Annotated in this window: 13 protein-coding genes; 7 read left to right on the top strand and 6 right to left on the bottom strand. The window is 44.2% G+C overall.

Translation table 11 applies throughout. The annotated features are described in order from the left end of the window. Positions 1-17 precede the first annotated feature (17 nt). Complete coding sequence (locus B5D26_RS05290; protein ID WP_078744681.1) at positions 18-911, top strand: CsiV family protein; 894 nt, start codon at positions 18-20, stop codon at positions 909-911. Between the two features lie 152 nt (positions 912-1,063). Here the strand turns inward: B5D26_RS05290 and B5D26_RS05285 are convergent, their stop codons facing one another. Further along, positions 1,064-2,440, bottom strand: coding sequence for a xanthine/uracil/vitamin C permease (locus B5D26_RS05285; protein ID WP_078744680.1), 1,377 nt, complete (start codon positions 2,438-2,440; stop codon positions 1,064-1,066). A 424-nt stretch (positions 2,441-2,864) separates the two neighbouring features. Here B5D26_RS05285 and B5D26_RS05280 point away from each other — a divergent pair, with 424 nt between their 5' ends. From B5D26_RS05280 to B5D26_RS05265, 4 genes are all read left to right on the top strand, one after another. Next, positions 2,865-3,131, top strand: a complete 267-nt coding sequence (locus B5D26_RS05280) for a YfcL family protein (RefSeq protein ID WP_078744679.1) — start codon at positions 2,865-2,867, stop codon at positions 3,129-3,131. 82 nt (positions 3,132-3,213) lie between these two features. Next, positions 3,214-4,602: a nucleotide 5'-monophosphate nucleosidase PpnN gene (gene ppnN, locus B5D26_RS05275; protein WP_078744678.1), complete on the top strand. Its 1,389-nt coding sequence runs from the start codon at positions 3,214-3,216 to the stop codon at positions 4,600-4,602. Between the two features lie 98 nt (positions 4,603-4,700). Next, positions 4,701-4,985: a hypothetical protein gene (locus tag B5D26_RS05270; protein ID WP_078744677.1), complete on the top strand. Its 285-nt coding sequence runs from the start codon at positions 4,701-4,703 to the stop codon at positions 4,983-4,985. 172 nt (positions 4,986-5,157) lie between these two features. Then, complete coding sequence (locus tag B5D26_RS05265) at positions 5,158-8,496, top strand: response regulator (protein ID WP_078744676.1); 3,339 nt, start codon at positions 5,158-5,160, stop codon at positions 8,494-8,496. Here B5D26_RS05265 and cobD read toward each other — a convergent pair. Both cobD and cbiB read right to left on the bottom strand, forming a co-directional pair. Continuing rightward, entirely contained in the window at positions 8,493-9,533 is a 1,041-nt protein-coding gene (cobD, locus tag B5D26_RS05260; protein ID WP_078744675.1) for a threonine-phosphate decarboxylase CobD, read from the bottom strand. The two genes, B5D26_RS05265 and cobD, sit on opposite strands and share 4 nt — an antisense overlap. Beyond that, entirely contained in the window at positions 9,530-10,543 is a 1,014-nt protein-coding gene (cbiB, locus tag B5D26_RS05255; protein ID WP_078744674.1) for an adenosylcobinamide-phosphate synthase CbiB, read from the bottom strand. Before cbiB ends, cobD begins: the two co-directional genes overlap by 4 nt. A gap of 451 nt (positions 10,544-10,994) precedes the next feature. Between cbiB and B5D26_RS05250 the strand changes: the two genes are divergently transcribed. Next, positions 10,995-11,282, top strand: coding sequence for a YcgL domain-containing protein (locus tag B5D26_RS05250; protein ID WP_268808390.1), 288 nt, complete (start codon positions 10,995-10,997; stop codon positions 11,280-11,282). A 1-nt stretch (position 11,283) separates the two neighbouring features. Continuing rightward, positions 11,284-11,730 carry a YcgN family cysteine cluster protein gene (locus tag B5D26_RS05245; RefSeq protein ID WP_078744673.1) on the top strand — a complete coding sequence of 149 codons (447 nt, stop codon included), beginning with the start codon at positions 11,284-11,286 and terminating at the stop codon, positions 11,728-11,730. Positions 11,731-11,738: 8 nt separating this feature from the next. Here B5D26_RS05245 and chrA read toward each other — a convergent pair whose 3' ends face one another. The 3 genes from chrA to B5D26_RS05230 form a co-directional block, all read right to left on the bottom strand. Next, a complete protein-coding gene (chrA, locus tag B5D26_RS05240; RefSeq protein ID WP_078744672.1) occupies positions 11,739-12,923 on the bottom strand; it encodes a chromate efflux transporter in 1,185 nt (394 codons plus the stop codon). 88 nt (positions 12,924-13,011) lie between these two features. After that, positions 13,012-13,671: a hypothetical protein gene (locus tag B5D26_RS05235; RefSeq protein WP_078744671.1), complete on the bottom strand. Its 660-nt coding sequence runs from the start codon at positions 13,669-13,671 to the stop codon at positions 13,012-13,014. A 267-nt stretch (positions 13,672-13,938) separates the two neighbouring features. Then, positions 13,939-15,135: a hypothetical protein gene (locus B5D26_RS05230; RefSeq protein WP_078744670.1), complete on the bottom strand. Its 1,197-nt coding sequence runs from the start codon at positions 15,133-15,135 to the stop codon at positions 13,939-13,941. Positions 15,136-15,139: the final 4 nt, after the last annotated feature.

The raw sequence follows: 15,139 nt of genomic DNA, 5'->3' as shown, positions 1-15,139 counted from the left end.
GGTTAAGTTTAGATTTGATGAAACCCATGATAAAACTGATTCAAACAACCTTGCTGACTACTGCTATCGTTAGCGTTATTAGCCCTTTGGCTCAAGCTGACAATCAAGGTCGTCGCTACAGCGTAGAAATGATTGTTTTCAGCTATGAAAAAACAGATACCGAGCAATCAGAAAAATGGCCTGAAGAAACACAAGTTGAGCTACCGGATAAATATCTAGTGCTTTACCCTGATTCTGCTGTAAACAGCATGGCAGCCCGTTTAAGAAATGCTAATAAAATTCGTTTGGCGGCCCCGTCTAATAACGCTGAAAGTCCGACATTAGATGTTAAAGGCACACCTATAGCGGATGAAAACAACCTTGATTTAGCGCAGCTTAACGATTTGCAACAAGGTTTATGGCCCGATCGCTTTTTATATAATCCCGGACGTTTTCAACTGACATCACAACAAAGAAAACTGTCACGCAGAAATGACTTTAGAATACTCTACCATCAAGCATGGCATATGCCGATGAACGAGAAAACAGAGAGTCTGCCGATACGAATTCAAGGCGGAGAACAGTATGACGGCTTTTACGAATTAGACGGTACTATTCAACTCTCTGTCGCACGCTACTTGCACATTGAAACACAGCTGTATTTATCCGAGTTTGAGCCCATACAAACAGAGCGACAAACCTCACTCCCTGCCTACACAGAATCAGCTTCAAGCTTGAACTTATCTAACGGTAACATTGCACCTAGCATAGCGCTTTCATCACTAGGCGTGCGTCAGTTCCAAACAAAACAGGTTATTGCACTAAAGCAGTCTCGCAAGATGCGTAGCGGAGAACTTCACTACATTGACAACCCTCGTTATGGCATTTTAATCCAGATGACACCTTACAAAATCACAGAAAAACTGAATTAAAGATGCGCTCTTCACGCCGCGACTGCACCAGCTGCAATTGCGGCATTTTTACATATCTTAGAGATTGGAAGCTCTAAGCCTACTCCTAGAAAACAAAAGGCCCCCTTGCTTTCACAAGAGGGCCATAAATATATCAAACATTTTTCGCAGTATTAATCTACTGCTTTAGCGTCTTCTTTCACATGAATTGGCTCGTCTGCTTTTGCCTTTTTCTTGCCGCGGTACTCAATCAAGAAGTACAACACTAGACCTGTACCCAGACCCCAAGCAGCGCCATGCACAGCCAGCACAACACCCATTAAACCAGCAACACCCATAGAGGTCGCATTGTCGATCTGCTCAACTGCAACTGCAATACACAGATAACCAGTAATCAGCAGCGTAATCGACAACGCAATCGGCAATACAGGCTTAAACAGTGTAATCAACGGCAGTACAAACAGTGCGATAAAGCCAACAATCCAGAATACACCTGCACCAGAGTAGATAGTGTCCATCGCACTGCGACCGTAGCGATAACGCTCAGCAATTGTCGCCATTGCACCTGTAAACAAAGGACCCGCCAAACCTGGGTAAGGTGCAAAGAATGAGTGCATCAGGTTACGGATACCTGTTACAAGGTGCACACGATCAACGTCAACCTCAATTTTCTCATCAGGACGCAGATGGTCAACACGACTCATCAAACTCTGACCGACAATAATGTCACCAAACGCAATGATGTACGCGATAATAGCCGTTGGAATTGCCGCGATCATCAGATCAATACCCGGCATCCCCAAAGTAAAGGGTAGGTAGTCCCAGATAGCTGCAAAGTTTGGAGAAGAGATACCAAACTGCACGTCTGGAAGTTTGTATTCGCCGACACCCCAGCCGATCGCCATCGCAATCAGCATACCTGGCACCATGCCATAACCTGCAGTGATCTTCGCCCAGCGGTGTTTTTCCACCCAATCACGGAATGACAGAGAGAACAAAACATAAGCAGTGATCAGACCACCAATACCCAGAGAGATCGGTGTATTAAAAGCACGACCACCTGAACTTACTTCACCCGTAATCGCAGCAATACCTGCACCCAGCAGAATACCAGCCTTGATCGAATCAGGAATGCTGTTCACCAGCTTAGAACCTAAGCGAGTCACACCCATGAACAGGAATACCGCAGTCACCATCAACTGTAATGCCACCAATGCACGAATCGCATCAGGACCTGGTTCAAACTGCCCAACAAACAGAAGTACTACAGGAATTGCAGGTGTAATCCATCCCGGAACAAAAGGCACACCCAACAGGTTAGGCAGCATAAAGCCAATACCACAAATAACAACATAAGCTAGCGCCACGTCGTAAGGTAAACCGAGATATTTTTGCAATAGCGGGATCATGGCCATACTGACCACGAACATCACCATACCTTGGATCGTTTCTGCCATTTCCCAGCGATAGTGAATAAATGGTAAACGGATTTTAAATGGCCCCGCAGGCCAATACGGATGTTCATCACCGTGGTTGCGTTTTATTAGCACAGTAGCACCTGTCAATTCAGTTTATTTTTTTGGTCCATCTGCTCATCTATGCTGTCGATTTATGGTTATCTTTTTTTCGACTATAAATGAGCCCTAGCGTTTTAACTTTTTTTCGCACATGCAGCATATTAGACCTTAGCAAGGTAGCCGAGTGACTGAAAAGTCACTATCAGCACTTAAAAATCAATGACTTACAAGTCATTAATCTATCTACCGACTGGAAGGCTAGGCGTATTAAGGGGTTAGCTAAAAAGGGCCTTTTTGATCATCTTGATAAGCAATGTTAAAAGCGCTCCAAACACATTAGACCAATGGACTATCCCGACAAAAATACTCTACTTTATTGCATTTTCACTTGCGCATTACGCGCAGCTGATGTCATATAAGAAATCAGTAAATATGTTTTGAAACAGTAGGTTATCAAATGGACTCTTTTATCGAGCGCGCAGACAAACTCAGCCATATACTAAGAGAGATGGAAAAATCAGCAGCGGAGGATGAGCTATTTGCCTTAGGCTACCTTATTCCTCAACTGACACTAGTAGCAGAGTATGTCGAGCCACAGCCACATTTCGATCAATGCTTCACAGACTGGCTAGAACAAGTATTTGCTGATGACAAGTTAAGCATTAATGACCAAAAGCAAATAATGACACTTTGGCAGAGCGCAATCGAAAAAGCGGGCCAGTAGACATCAACTCAACCCCGCTTTTGTCTCTTGTTTATCGTTATCTATTGCTCTGCTTTGTAACAATGCATAAAGGGGAAAGATTATGACTCAAACTAGCACAGGTACAGGCATCGACATTATTGTATCGCCTGAAGGTAGCTTAGAGGTTTTATCTCAAGATGAGGTCAATCGCCTAAAATGTACGGCAGAGAATGGCCAGTATGACTTATTACGCGGTTGTGCCTTAGCCGTTCTTAATTGCGGTAGCCACACAGATGACAGTAAAGCGGTATTAGAACAGCACAAACTGTTTGATATTGAGGTATTACAGCAAGATAGAGGTGTAAAGCTCAAGCTTACACAGGCACCTGAAACAGCATTTGTGGAAGGAGAGATGATACGGGGTATCCGTGAGCACCTTTCTGCGGTGCTGCGAGATATAGTGTACGTCAGCAACGAGATTCAACACAGTAAGCGTTTTAATCTTCATGACACGGATGGCATTACCAATGCTATCTTCCACATTTTGCGTAATGCCCGAGCACTTAAGCCTAATCGCAAACCCAACCTTGTTGTATGCTGGGGTGGCCATTCGATCAGCCGAGAAGAGTATCGCTATACCAAAGAGGTGGGGCATGAGCTTGGCCTAAGAGCCATGAATATCTGCACGGGCTGTGGGCCAGGTGCCATGAAAGGCCCAATGAAAGGCGCAAACTTGGCCCACGCTAAGCAGCGCATTAGCAATGGCCGTTACTTAGGCATATCTGAGCCCGGTATTATTGCCGCAGAATCACCCAATCCTATAGTCAACGAGTTGGTGATATTGCCTGATATCGAAAAACGCTTAGAAGCCTTTGTACGAATTGGTCACGGTATTATTGTATTTCCCGGCGGGGCAGGTACAGCAGAAGAGATCTTATATCTATTGGGCATACTGCTAAACCCTGAAAATGACACGCTGCCATTCCCTGTTATCTTCACAGGGCCTTCCAACAGCAAAGCGTACTGGCAAAAAATTGATCAATTTATCGGTTTAACACTGGGTGAAAAAGCACAGAAGCGCTATCAAATTATTGTAGATGATCCCGCAGCAGTTGCTAAGGCGATGCAAACAGGCATTATTGAGGTTGAAAATTTCCGCCGTGCTCAAAATGATGCCTTTTACTTTAACTGGCGCCTAAAAATTAGCGAAGCGTTTCAAATGCCATTTGAACCAAGCCACGAGAACATGGCTGGGCTTAACATTCACCTAGAGCAACCACCTCATGAGTTAGCTGCTAATTTAAGGCGTGTATTCTCTGGTATTGTTGCAGGAAATGTAAAAGCACCGGGGATTATTGCCATTGAGAAATATGGCCCATTTCAGATCAATGGCAGTCCCGAAATTATGGCGCCATTAGACGAGTTATTAAAATCTTTTGTACAACAGCAGCGCATGAAACTGCCGGGCACGGTATATAACCCGTGTTATGAGATCGTAAAAGGTTGTTAAAAACCTGAAAATACCAAATAATTCAGCTTATTTAGTATATTAGATCACTCGACAAGCGGCTGGCGTGTAAACAGCAGCTTTAGGTACTGGGGTTTTGAATGGCCAACATGCAAAAGCTTAAGGAAGATGCCCTTAGGCGAAAACATGAGCATGAAGAAAAGCAGCGCAAGGAAGAACTGCGAAAAATGAAATCTGGACGCCCTCGCCCCAGTAAAGAGCGAGAGCGCCCAAGTGCTCGTAATCAACGTGGAAAGACAGACACACCAGCACCAGTGTCTGCCCGTCGTAAACCTAAAAAAACGCCTGCTCGCTGGGTGGTTGATATTCTATTAGTACTAGGTGCATTGATGTTACTGGTTATGATGTTTAACCCTTATGGCTAAACATTTCTTTGTAAAAAGTGAGCCAAGGCTGGCTCATTTTTGTACGCTGCTTGGGGACTCAAAAATATAGAGACACTGAGCAAGCTCCGTAATTTAAACCTATACTCGCTACTGTCTCTGTAGTGAATATTTTGTTTGAATAACAACCTGAATAGAGAACAGGAGTTGTCTTGTGTTGTTAGCACTGTCGTTGTTTGATTGCGCCATTTTATTAGCAGGCACTGTTCTAGCTACTGTATTTGTTATCAAAAATCGCCATCCCCACTCTTCCTCCTCATCTGAACCTGACGCAAACTCTGCCGGAGAAAATCGACTAAAAGCCATCTTAGAGATGACCGTTGACGGCATGATATCTATTGATACCAAAGGGTTGGTTATTGATTTCAATCCAGCTGCCGAGCGTATCTTTGGTTATAGTAAATCAGAAGTGATTGGGCAGAATATCAGTATACTGATGCCTGAGGCTGATCGTAGCAAGCATGATAGCTACCTGAGCAAACATCTTAAAAAGCGCAACACTGCCGACCAACCTGTAGCACAAAGTACACAAAGCATAGTAGGTACAGGGCGTGAAGTAGTTGGTCTTAGAAAGACAGGCGAGACACTTCCACTTTACCTTGCCGTTAGCGAAGTTGTCGTGCATGACGAAGTGTTCTATACAGGAATTGTCCGAGATATCAGCGTACAAAAAACCAATGAAAAAGCGCTACAAACTACAACTAATTACTTCAATGCAGTAATGAACAACTCCTCTGAAATGATGGCGCTATTAAACCCAAAAGGTGAAATATTGCTGATTAATCAGGCTGCTAAAAACCTTATCGCATTTGAGCATACAGTTACAAATAGCTTGCTCTTTTGGGAGGGGAGCTGGTGGTCACACGATAAACAACAGCAAGAAAAAATCAAACAAGCCATCATCAGTGCAGGGCAGGGCCTTGGCTCCCACTTTGAAATAACGCATCAAACCTTAGAAGGGACATTGATCTATATTGACTTCACTTTAACCCCTATTTTTGACAATGAAGGCAATGTCGCCTTATTGCTACCAGAGGGAAGAGATATCACAGCCCTAAAGGTAGCTGAAAACAAGTTAAGCGAAACATTAAACGAACAGGATCTGATTTTAGAAAACCAACCAAACGGTGTATTAAAGCTTAACAAAGACTTTATCGTTGAGTTCGCCAACACACCTTATCGCAAGCTGATGAACCTCCCCGCGACACTATGTCAAAAAGGCCGATCACTAGAAGATATCTTCCGCTACATGATTGAGCGAGGTGATTTAGGTGAGGGGGATAAAACAGTCTTGCTAAGAGAAGCTATCAATAATCTAAAAGGTTATATCAATAGTGATTACCAACGCCAATTATCCAGTGGTAAGAGCTTAGATGTACACTGCACCCCATTGTCCGATGGCGGCATTATATTAACTATCACTGATTCAACGCTAAGAAAAGAGGTGGAGCGAGAATTAAAAGCGGCCAAAGTTGAAGCTGATAAAGCCAACCAGATGAAAAGTGACTTTCTTGCCAATATGAGCCATGAGATTCGTACACCAATGAATGCGATTATAGGGTTAAGCCAGTTGGCGTTTGAGCACGACCCACAATCACTTCAGGCCAGTTACTTAGAAACCATTCACGAATCCGCTAACGGTTTGCTAGGTATTATCAACGATATTCTAGATTTCTCTAAAATTGAAGCGGGTAAGCTGAGCTTAGAGTCAGAGCCATTTGATCTAGATAAAGTGATTGACCACTTAGGCAAAATGCTTTGCATTAAGGCCGAGGAAAAAGGGCTTGAGCTTCTCTTCTCTTTTCCAACCAGTATCCCACGTTTACTAATTGGCGATGCGCTACGTTTAAGCCAAGTTTTGCTGAATTTATGTACCAATGCCGTCAAGTTCACTCATTATGGCGAAGTATTGGTTGAAGCAGAGGCCATAAACAACACTGATACAACCGTTACGCTAAAGTTCACCATCAGTGATACAGGCATCGGCATGAGCCAAGAACAAATGGGCAATTTATTCCGCCCATTCTCACAAGCAGATGGTTCAACCACCCGTCGATTTGGCGGTACAGGCCTAGGTTTGGCTATTTGCAAACACTTGACCACAATGATGGGTGGTCATATTGAAGTGAACAGCACCGAAGGCAAGGGCAGTGTTTTTACCTTTACTATCAGCTGTGGCGTTCAAACAGATGTTGCCCAAAAACCTATTAACCTTGATAGCTTGCCAGAACTAAAAGTACTGGTTGTAGATGACAATGCACACGCTCGCAGCATCATGGAGAAAATGATCCTCAGCTTTGGCTATCAAGTTGATTTAGCTGCATCAGCGCCTGAAGCCTTAGAGAAACTCAAAACAGCACTTGAACAAGGGCAGCCTTACGACTTGAGTTGTATCGACTGGCAGATGCCTGACATAGACGGCACTACACTTATTGCACAATATGCAGCAATTCCTAACGCTCAGCACACAAAAAACCTACTGATCACAGCACACGGACGGCAAAGTATTGACTGGTTAAAACAGCAACAAGGTATCTCAGGCCTACTACTAAAGCCAGTCAATCCATCTGTGTTATTAGACAGCATTGCTGATTTATTCGGTGTTGCCCAGATTACCAAACTAGACAAAAGTCATGCTCAGCAAGATATTGCACTGCAACTGTCACGAATTGCAGGAGCTCATGTGCTACTGGCAGAGGACAACTTAATTAACCAACAAGTTGCCTGTGAACTTTTGCAACGCCTCGGCTTAGAAGTAACCGTCGCCAACAATGGCTGGGAGGCACTTGAGTATCTTAAAAGCCAACACTTTGACCTTCTACTCTGTGATATTCAAATGCCTGTTCTTGACGGCTATCAAACAGCAAAAGCAATTCGAGAGGAGTTGCAGTTATTAGACTTCCCCATTGTTGCAATAACCGCAAACGCGATGTCTGGAGATAAAGAACTCAGCTTAGAGTCCGGCATGAACGACCATATTAGTAAGCCTGTAGACCCTGAGCATTTAAATAGAGTCTTATTGCACTGGATAAAGCCTAGATCAACTTCGGCTTGCTCAGACAACCCATTAGAACCAATGGCAAATACAACTGCACTTGCAGAATCTGAAACAGCTGAGACCACAACACAATACCATTGGCTAAAGGCTATACCGGACTGCGATTTAGAAGAAGGACTTAGAAAAATGGGCGGTGATGAAGAGCTCTTTGCCGACCTACTACAAGATTTTCAGCTCAGCTATTTTGATCTTCTACCCACACTAGAAGCACAGCTCAATCAGGTAGAACAATTTGAGCAAGCTGCACGGCTTTTGCATACCATTAAAGGGCTATTAGGCACATTTGCCTTCTTTAATGCAGAGCAAGCGGCCATAGACTTAGAGCAAGCCTTTAAAGCAAAAGATACCGCAGAGATTGCAATAAAGTTCAGCGCCTTAAAAAGCGCGTTAGAGCCGATACAGCTCTATTTAAGCGAAGTGCTCATCCATCGTTAATTGCCCAGCTTAATATTCTCTATCTTCTGCAAAGCCTGCTGTAAACGCAGGCTTTGCTCGGTATTTGCAGGCAATCCGAAACGTAGCCAATTCAAGTCTTCAAATAAACGTACCCAAATCCCTTGTTCAGCAAGTGCTGCATGCACTTGTTTGGCATTTAAATGAAGCACTGTAACAAACAGCGGTGTTTGCCCCACTATCACAAAACCCTGCTGCGCCAGCTTTTGTGACAGTGCATAAGACAGCAAAGCCAACTGCTCTCTACAGCATTGATGCCAAGGCAAGTCCTCTAATAACCGCTCAGTTAAATAGGCGGATATGCCATTTAGGTGCCAAGGCCCTAAATACTGTTTAACTTGAGAGAGCAAGCCCTCTTCTGCTAGAACAAAACCACTGCGAATACCTGCCAAACCAAAAAACTTACCAATAGACTTTAAAACAATCAGCCCAGGCTGATTGACATAACTTGCCATAGACAGTTGTTGCTGCTCTAAAGGAAAGCTATCAATAAAAGCTTCATCAACCACTAACCAGCCACCTTTAGCTTGTAGCTGCTGGTGCCAAGACCGCAACTGGCTAAGGCTAATCAATTCTCCCGTTGGATTATTTGGATTAATCACCACCAGCACATCACACTGACTCAGCAACAGCTCTACTTGGTCAGTACTATAACGCAACACCTTATGACCTGCTTTTTGCCAACACCACTCATGCTCGGCATAACCAACCTCCGGCACAGCAACCACAGAGCGTGCTCGTAGTCTTGGCAAACACTCAATCAACTGTTGAGTACCACTAACAGGCCATAAACAGGGCTGATGGTAATAATTCGCAGCAGCCTGCCTTAGGCTTAAATAGTCAATATCAGGTAAATTTTGATAGTAATGAGGGGGAATATTGGGAATAGGCCAAGGGATTGGGTTAAGTGCAGCAGACAAATCAAGCCAAGGCTCTGGTGCGCTAGGCCACTTCGCTTTAGCGTAAGCTAAGTTCCCCCCATGTACAGGGGGCTGCACGGTCTCTTCAACTCTACTCATAAAAACCCTTTCAACCCAAAACTCACACTGCCTTGGACAGCTATAAGGGCCAATAATCCCCCCGAGACTAACAACAACCAAATACCCAGCGCCTTTTTAAGCAGTTGTATTGTGCGCTGTAAGTCTGCTGTATTGGGTTTGTGACCACAACCTAAGGGCGGACGGGCTTTCCAATGGCCATGATAGTAATCACCGCCACCTAATAAAACCTGCAAAGCGCCAGCACCTGCCGCCATAACAGGCCCCGCATTTGGACTTTCCCAAGTTGAACCTTGCTTATACCAACAATGCAAAGCACCGCTAAACACCCCAGAAAGAGCATAGATAAAGGCGCAGAAACGAGCTGGCAGCCAGTTTAACAGATCATCAATACGTGCAGCCGCCCAGCCAAAGGATAGATAACGCTCTGTTTTATACCCCCACATCGCATCCAGAGTATTGGCAAAACGATAGAGCAAAACCAGCGGAGCACCTCCAATCAAAAACCAAAACAGTGGCGCATAAATCGCATCACTGCCATTCTCTAAACCAGACTCAATTGCCGCACGGGTTACTCGGTGCTCATCCATATCACGGGTATCTCGACTAACAATCCAACTTACCTTTGTTCGCGCCTCGTCCAAGTCACCTTTTTCCAAAGGTCGTTTAATCTGTTCTAAATGCTGTATCAAACTTTTTGCACCAACAGCAAACCAAAGCAGCAAGCCATTGATCAACAGCCAGATACCCCACAACAGTACATCATCACCCTGAGCACTAGTCCAATATCCCCCAACCAAAAGCACAAGAGGTATAGGTAAAACTAGAGTGCCCCATGCGAAGCATCCCTTTACTCTTAGAATAATGGTTGAAGATGGAGATGAAGGCGAGTTCAAGCGCAGCTCTAATTGACTTGCCAAAAAACCAAAGCCCACCAGCGGGTTCCATCGCCTAGGCTCACCTAAAAAATAATCTAAAGCTAAGCCTAACCAAAGGCTAAGCAATAATAATTCAGGGCTGAAAAACAGCATGATATTCCTTAAAAAGGCCGAAAGCGTTACACCACGATGGCATGCTCAGAGTGATAAGCATAAAAAGTGCGTTATTATTGACTAAGCCATCTTATAGATTAATAGTATTTATTCAGGATACACCGAAAAACTCTCATCCTATTGTTTTTACTGGCAATATCACTTTTATCGCAAAGACTTTGCACACCCTCCACAAGTAAGCCCTCCCGCACATAATAGAGCACATTCTAACCATCTGACTCAAAAACAAGCCTAACCAACAACACACCACTTGAAACGACAAGATTTTTAAACACCATGAGAATTCTGGCTTACCTACGGGTCGTAGGGCATAATTCAGCCCTTGCCGTGATTAAATCAAAAACGCCCCCTGTTCTACTAAATTGCTTGATCGCCTTATGTTGGTTTTTCGACTAATGGCGAGGTTTTCCAACCGCTTTGAGGTTATACCGTGAAATTGATCTGCGAAATTTTCAAAAGTCCCCGCAAAGATGAAATGTATCTATACGTTGATAAGAAAGAGGGTTTGACCCGTGTACCAGAGGCTTTGCTGGAGATGTTTGGCACTCCTAAACCTGCGATGGTATTGCTGCTGACGGAAGAGAAAAAGTTAGCGCGGGCGGAAGTCGGTGACGTACTAAGAGAAATTCGTGAGAAAGGCTTTTACTTGCAAATGCCACCCAAGAAAGATGACAGCTTACTGAATGCTTACAGCGCACCAACCGAGGGCAAGTACTAAGATGAGCCAAACAGCGCGCTTTTGGGAAACCAAAACCCTACAGCAACTGAGTACAGAGGAGTGGGAGTCTCTGTGCGATGGCTGCGCCAAATGCTGCCTACATAAGCTGGAAGATGATGAAGATGGCACGGTGTATTACACCGATGTCGCCTGTGAGTTGTTGGATATTATGCAGTGTCGTTGCAATGATTATCCTAATCGTCAAACACGTATTCCAAGCTGTATCAAACTGACACCCGAGCATGAAGAGGCGTTCAGCTGGTTGCCTTCAACCTGTGCTTATCGCTTGGTGAAAGATGGGCAACCCTTGCCTGAGTGGCATCATTTGGTCAGTGGCAAAGCAGACAGTATCCATAAAGCACGCCAAAGCATCCGCCGCCGAGCAATTAGCGCCCAAGTGGTGCCCGAAGAAGAGATGGAGCTGCATATTATCGGCTGGGTGGAGTAATTCACCCTTCAGGCCAGTAAACCTACCGCCCCAGCACCCAGTACAACAAGCCAAGGAGGTAACCGCCAATAGTTTAACGCGGCAAAGGCCAACAAAGCCCAAGCAAAGTCTTGCGGAGATTGAATGGCACCAGTCCAGATTGGGTCATATAGTACCGCTAATAACAAGCCAACCACCGCAGCATTCAACCCCGTTAATGCTGATTGCAGCTTCAAATTAAGGCGTAATTTTTGCCAAAAAGGTAATACGCCCGCCACTAAGAAGAAGGCAGGTAAAAATATGGCGAGCAAGCCTATAGCCGCCATTCCAATGGCGGCTATACCAGTACCCATACTGGCACCTAAAAATGCTGCGAAGGTGAACAATGGCCCCGGTACTGCCTGGGTTGCACCGTAACCAGCCACAAACACCTCTTGATTGACCCAGCCCGTTGTAACCACCTCGGCTTGCAATAAAGGCAACACCACATGCCCACCGCCAAATACCAATGACCCCACACGATAAAAAGCACTGAACAATTCTAAGGCAGGCAAAGGCAACCATAAGGCTAATAGCGGCAAAAGCACCAGCAACAAGCCAAACAACAGCAACCAAAATACTCCAGCTTGAGTGCTCAACGGAACATCAAGCGCAACTTGATCTTTGGTTTGCACAGGCTTGAAACAATAAATGCCAACAATGGCTGCTAGCCCTAATACCAACAGTTGCACTGTTACGATGGGCCAAAGTAAACAGATACAAGTTGATAAGATCATTAACGTGATACGGGGTTTTTCAGGACATAAGCTTTTACCCATGCCCCAAACCGCTTGTACCACCACTGCAAGGGCGACAATTTTCAAGGCATGTAAAACCTGACTACTAAAAAGATCCGCCTGTATTTGAAGCCCTAACGCCAACAATGTCAGCATTAAGGCAGAAGGTAGCGTAAACCCTAGCCATGCGGCAAAAGCCCCAGAGTAGCCCCCTTGTGTTAGCCCTAAAGCCAAGCCTACTTGGCTACTGGCAGGCCCCGGTAAAAACTGACATAGCGCCACTAAATCGGCATAGTTCTGCTCAGAAAGCCATCGACGTTGCTCAACAAAGGTTTGGCGAAAATAAGCTAAATGCGCCACTGGGCCACCAAAAGCGGTTAACCCAAGGCGTAAAAAAATTAGAAAAATTAGAACAGGAGAGTTTTTTTGACTTGGCATAAACGGGCAAATAAACGGCTAACGTAAAATAGGACTAAATTCGTTACCCTGAGCCTAGCAAAAGAATATGACATATTGGAGAAGAGGGTTAACTGGCACGCACTTTATCCATAATCACAGTTCGTTTCAGCTTGTAATGCGACTCCTCCATAAACCCCATAATAGCAAAAATTGCACTTGATAATATAAAGGCCGGCCATAACACTTGCGATGATGCTGAAGAAAATGCATACCAATCAGGGAATAACTCTAAAGTTATTGAGCGCATGATAATAAGCACAGCCATCACTATATGAGTAATAGCGTAGTAAAAATCAGGTTTAGTGACAGTGCTTTTCACTATCACAAATAAATAAGCAATATTTAAGAAAGCGATAGGTACAAAAAAACTGCTTGTATGCAGAAGAGCAACAAGATTATTACCAACACTAAAGTATAAGTGAACTATGGCGTGTAAGAGAAACATGAACAGTAGCCTAGGCCAAGGCACAACAGCGTTACAGCGCTTATAACTGTACACCACTACTATCCAAACAAAAGCAACTGCCGCTAAATTAGAGAGAAAACCTAAGATAAAGCTATCTTCAAAAACGTAGAGAAACCAGCTAATGGCATATACCATGAAAGCTGCTTTTAGTAAGTAAATAGACTTAGGCTGACGGTCAGGGTCCCTGCCTACAAAGCAAGCAAAAACACAAACCAAATTAAGCATGGCCACTGCTAAAAAGTAAATTTGATCAGATGTCATTTTTAATTAATCTACAGATTGAATACAAAATGTTACAAGAATACACAATCATACTGGAAAATAGTTTTCTGTATACCTCTATATTATTTTTTTGTTAAGCCACTCATATTCTTACACCATTTTTTTCAGCCCTAAAACAAAGGTTTTTTTCTAGGTAGCAAAAACATCAGCACTCTTGATACAAATCATTTTTATATAAAAAATCCCTCGGAAATTATACGAGGGATTAGATAACTTGCTTATATCATTATTAATTAAAGATAAGCGCTAAAAATACCAGCTCAACGTGCCTTTTATATAGTCATCCTTTCGAAAGCTATACAAGGGGTCTGCACGGTTATTGGCCTCCACCATGCGCATCTCCCCGCTGATTTTCCAGTCATTGTTCAAACGCTGGCTGGCTTCCGCACTGAAACTGGTCGTATCAAAGTCAAGATCTCGACCAACTCCTGCCAGAATTTCCGTACCTGCTTCATCATTAAAAGCAAAACGTAAGCCACCAAACAGGTCATTTTGCATGATGCTGGTCGCTGACTTGCCACGCTCATCCCAGCCATACTCGCTGATTAAGCCCAGATCAATATCACTGTCAGCAATAGCATACAGGGTATATTCAAAGCCCGTCTGTATCGCACTATATTGCGTGCTGCTACTGTCACGATAGATTAGCTCAAGCTTAAGCAGCCAGTCACCCTCAATTACCTGTGCTGTACCACCAAATTGAGTCATCTGCTCATAATGAGGTACTAAAACAGCTTGCCCATTTTCAAGACTTGCTTTTAATACGGGCTCTCGGTTTGTGCCTTTAAAAGCTGACAAGCTAAGATCAAGCCAGTCAAAGTTTTGGCTCCAGCGAATCGCTGCATCTAAATGACGATCTTTGTCTGAACTTTCATAGGTGGCATTTTTACTGACATTTAAGCCATAAGAGGGTCGGCCTTCAATACTGGCAAAAGTACGTTCACGAAAGCTTGGTAATAGGTAAAAATCCCAGATCCCAGTTTCACGAATCAAAGATAGATTAACCATAGGTTGACCCAGCTTCTCTTCACCGCTGACATTTTCGACTTGATCCGTTTGGTTAATCACATCCACCAGATGCTGAAACTCGGTAACGCCCCAAAACTCTTTACGCAGACCCGTGCGTAACTCCCAGTCATTCTGAACATGAATCCAATACAACTCTCGAATGTCGCCATGACTGCGATTGCTGTCGTTCTGATCAACACGCAACATCGGGCTAAACTGCACCAAGTTGTTTTGGTCTTCATCCTGCCAAACCCACTGGGGCTGAATCAGAACAGACAGATTACTGTCTTTTTGCTGACTATGACTGGCGGTTTCACTGAACAAGCTGGCTTCTAAATCAACCTTGCCACTGAACTCAATATCTGCCCAAGCGGTATTGATGGCAGCACTGAACAGTGCTGCCGTCAAAAACCGAGCAGGTTGCTGAAAACTCATCCCC

This window comes from Oceanospirillum multiglobuliferum (assembly GCF_900167095.1).
Taxonomy (GTDB): domain Bacteria; phylum Pseudomonadota; class Gammaproteobacteria; order Pseudomonadales; family Halomonadaceae; genus Oceanospirillum; species Oceanospirillum multiglobuliferum.
The sequence above is the reverse complement of the archived record's forward strand: the minus strand, read 5'-3'. Positions and strand labels throughout refer to the sequence as shown.

Excerpts from the sequence above, each read along its gene's own strand:
- B5D26_RS05235 (WP_078744671.1), bottom strand. The coding sequence starts at position 13,671 with ATGACATCTGATCAAATTTACTTTTTAGCAGTGGCCATGCTTAATTTG.
- B5D26_RS05280 (WP_078744679.1), top strand. The coding sequence starts at position 2,865 with ATGGACTCTTTTATCGAGCGCGCAGACAAACTCAGCCATATACTAAGA.
- B5D26_RS05230 (WP_078744670.1), bottom strand. The coding sequence starts at position 15,135 with ATGAGTTTTCAGCAACCTGCTCGGTTTTTGACGGCAGCACTGTTCAGT.
- B5D26_RS05270 (WP_078744677.1), top strand. The coding sequence starts at position 4,701 with ATGGCCAACATGCAAAAGCTTAAGGAAGATGCCCTTAGGCGAAAACAT.
- cobD (WP_078744675.1), bottom strand. The coding sequence starts at position 9,533 with ATGAGTAGAGTTGAAGAGACCGTGCAGCCCCCTGTACATGGGGGGAAC.
- B5D26_RS05290 (WP_078744681.1), top strand. The coding sequence starts at position 18 with ATGAAACCCATGATAAAACTGATTCAAACAACCTTGCTGACTACTGCT.
- B5D26_RS05245 (WP_078744673.1), top strand. The coding sequence starts at position 11,284 with ATGAGCCAAACAGCGCGCTTTTGGGAAACCAAAACCCTACAGCAACTG.
- ppnN (WP_078744678.1), top strand. The coding sequence starts at position 3,214 with ATGACTCAAACTAGCACAGGTACAGGCATCGACATTATTGTATCGCCT.
- cbiB (WP_078744674.1), bottom strand. The coding sequence starts at position 10,543 with ATGCTGTTTTTCAGCCCTGAATTATTATTGCTTAGCCTTTGGTTAGGC.
- chrA (WP_078744672.1), bottom strand. The coding sequence starts at position 12,923 with ATGCCAAGTCAAAAAAACTCTCCTGTTCTAATTTTTCTAATTTTTTTA.